Source organism: Gilvimarinus sp. F26214L (genome assembly GCF_054401055.1).
In genome coordinates this window covers 1-1,470 of the sequence record NZ_JBTIYG010000035.1, presented here as the reverse complement: position 1 = coordinate 1,470, position 1,470 = coordinate 1, and the positions used below count along the sequence as shown (strand labels likewise).

Here is a 1,470-nt window from a genome sequence, read left to right as displayed (position 1 = left end):
CGGGCTTGAGCACGTAGGGGAATTATCTTCAATTGAACAGTATTGTGCTTTGCCGCGGAGCGGCTTCGTTCAACAAGCCAAAGCAGCCGACGCAAAAAAGCGCGCGGCTGTTTGGGGCGTTAACTGTCCGACTTACCCACATTCAGTAGACACCCTGTATAGTTAAACCTGACCTATATAGAGGTGTTCAGATGACAAGAAAAAGACGACCCGCTTATACCGAGGAATTCCGCCAGGAAGCGGTCAAGAGGGCAGAAAAGGAGGGCAACACGACCGCTTCGGTGGCCAAGGAGTTGGGGGTCAGTCCCCAACAGATCTACAACTGGCGTCGGCAGTTCAACCGACTCTCCGAGAAGCAGTTCAATAGCCTGAATGGGGTCGACTACTCCAAGCAGGAAAGCGCCGAGGTCCGGAAGCTGCGACGGAAAAATGCCGAACTGGAAAAGGAGATCGCTTTTCTAAAAAAGGCCACTGCGTACTTCGCGAGCCAGCAAGAGTGAAGTACGCCTTGATCCGTGAGCATGTAGGTCAGTATTCAATCGCTTTGATGTGCCGGGTGTTGGAGGTGTCTCGATCCGGGTACTACCGGTGGAAAGATCGTCCCAAGAGCGAACGTACTCAACGACGCATGGAAATGACCAGGCAGGTAGTGGACACCTATGCGACCTTCAAAGCGCGCTACGGAGCGCCAAGAATCGCCCAGGAGCTGAACGCGATAGGATTACCCTGTTCAACCAATTACGTGGCCGATATCCTGCAAAAACAAGGACTTAAGGCACGTAATGGGAAGAACTTCCGTTACAGTAGCCACAGCTTGGCAATGAACAACGTCTCTGACAACCTGCTGTGGCGTAACTTTGACGCGGGGCGGCCCAATCAAAAATGGACCACCGATATCACCTACATCTGGGTCGACAAGCAGTGGCTGTATCTGGCTACAGTGATGGATCTGTACTCTCGCGCTATCGTAGGATGGGCTTTGGACACCTCCATGACTGAACAGCTGATCACCGCGGCACTCTCCATGGCATTCGATCGACGAGAGATCGAACCGGGACTCATCGTGCACTCCGATCGTGGTGTCCAGTATCGCTCACAGAAGTACATCGACTACCTGCGGTCGAAAGGCTGCAAACCAAGTATGAGCCGAAAAGGAAACTGCTGGGACAATGCTCCTATGGAATCATTCTTCAGTCGCTTGAAGGTCGAGTTGATTTACGCCGAACAATACGACTCGATCAGCGAGGCCAAGTCCGGTATCTTTGAGTACATCGAGGTGTTCTACAATCGACTTCGTCGGCATTCAGCCATCGGCTATATCAGTCCAGCGGAGTTTGAACGGACAGCAGCTTTGTCTGCTTAGTTAGAGTGTCTACTTTTTGTGGGTAAGACCACTGTCATATGGATTTACCACTAGGCACTGCCAATTCGCAGTTGTACGAAAAGAACGGGCTGACTTACTACAAAATC

At 51.7% G+C, this 1,470-nt stretch carries 2 protein-coding genes; both read left to right on the top strand.

The genetic code is table 11. From position 1 onward, the window contains the following. The first annotated feature begins 191 nt into the window (after window positions 1-191). Entirely contained in the window at window positions 192-500 is a 309-nt protein-coding gene (locus ACURWW_RS17195; RefSeq protein WP_445618370.1) for a transposase, read from the top strand. Then, complete coding sequence (locus ACURWW_RS17190) at window positions 497-1,363, top strand: IS3 family transposase (protein ID WP_445618371.1); 867 nt, start codon at window positions 497-499, stop codon at window positions 1,361-1,363. The genes ACURWW_RS17195 and ACURWW_RS17190 overlap by 4 nt, the downstream gene beginning before the upstream one ends. Window positions 1,364-1,470 lie beyond the last annotated feature (107 nt).